Consider the following 1,305-nt stretch of genomic DNA (forward strand, 5'->3'; position numbering starts at 1 on the left):
GCTACCAGGAAGGTCGCAAGTGTGAAAATTGTGCTTCACCTGACGCTGGACGACACCAAAGACTTCAAAGATCTGCCTTCATTGATTCTTCACCTGTGCCAGCAATATTCAGTCACTGGTTTTGAATACCAGCGGCCAGATGAGCACCGTTTGTTGGAACAGTTGAGAGATTTTGAGCCAGGTAAATCCATCAACCAAACCATCTCTAAAAAAGAGTGGGATACCGAGCATTTCCTGGTACCTTTTGAGGCGCTCGTCAAGCGTTTCAAGCCCGGCAAACCTGGCAGGATGGAAACGTTCTACCGAAAGATGCGCCAGCAGCATAATATTCTGATGTCTGCTGGCCAGCCAGAAGGCGGGCAATGGAATTATGATGGGGATAATCGCTGTAAACTCAAAGCGGCAGATCTTGAGCAGATTCCGGAACCGTTTGTGTTTGCCAGTTCAACCGCGTCAGTACTGGAGCGGCTGAAACGTCATAAGGTGCAGAGCTTTGGTAACATTGGTACTCACCTCCTTTGGCCAATTACCCGTCAGCAGTCTTTAAAATTACTCCATTATTTCTGCACCTGTTGCCTGCCACATTTCGGCCAGTTTCAGGATGCCATGACCGCAAACAGCGACCATCAGTGGAGCCTCTACCATTCGCGGCTCTCCTTTGCCCTGAATACCAAAATGCTCCACCCGAAACAGGTGATTGATGAGGCGATCAATGCCTGGCGGGAAAACCCCGGGATAATTTCTCTGGCGCAAATAGAGGGCTTTGTCCGTCAGATCCTGGGGTGGCGTGAATATATCCGGGGCGTTTACTGGAGCAATATGCCGGACTACGAATCCATGAACGTCCTGAAAGCGGACAGTAATCTGCCTGACTGGTTCTGGACCGGGCAAACACAGATGAACTGTATGCGCCATGCTATTACTCAGTCATTGCAGTATGCCTATGCCCACCATATTCAGCGGTTGATGATTACCGGTAACTTCTGCCTGCTTGCAGGTATTGATCCTGATCAAGTCGACCATTGGTATCTGGGTATTTATATCGATGCGATTCAGTGGGTAGAGCTGCCCAATACCCGTGGCATGTCACAGTATGCGGACGGTGGCATGGTGGCATCGAAACCCTATGCAGGCAGTGGCAATTATGTGCAGAAAATGAGTGACTATTGCCCAGGCTGTGTTTACAAGGTGAAGGAAAAAGAGACAGCAAACGCCTGCCCTTTAAACAGCCTTTACTGGCGTTTTATGGAGAAACATCGGACGCTATTGCAGAAAAATCCACGGACTGCCCTGGTTTACAAGGGG

At 49.5% G+C, this 1,305-nt stretch carries 1 protein-coding gene; it reads left to right on the forward strand.

Going from position 1 to position 1,305, the window contains the following annotated elements; translation table 11 throughout:
* Window positions 1–21 precede the first annotated feature (21 nt).
* On the forward strand, window positions 22–1,305 hold a 1,284-nt coding region (locus KDK14_RS02425; protein WP_257263429.1), incomplete at its 3' end, for a cryptochrome/photolyase family protein.

The sequence above is a fragment of the Endozoicomonas sp. ONNA2 genome (assembly GCF_024606365.1).
Lineage (GTDB): Bacteria > Pseudomonadota > Gammaproteobacteria > Pseudomonadales > Endozoicomonadaceae > Endozoicomonas.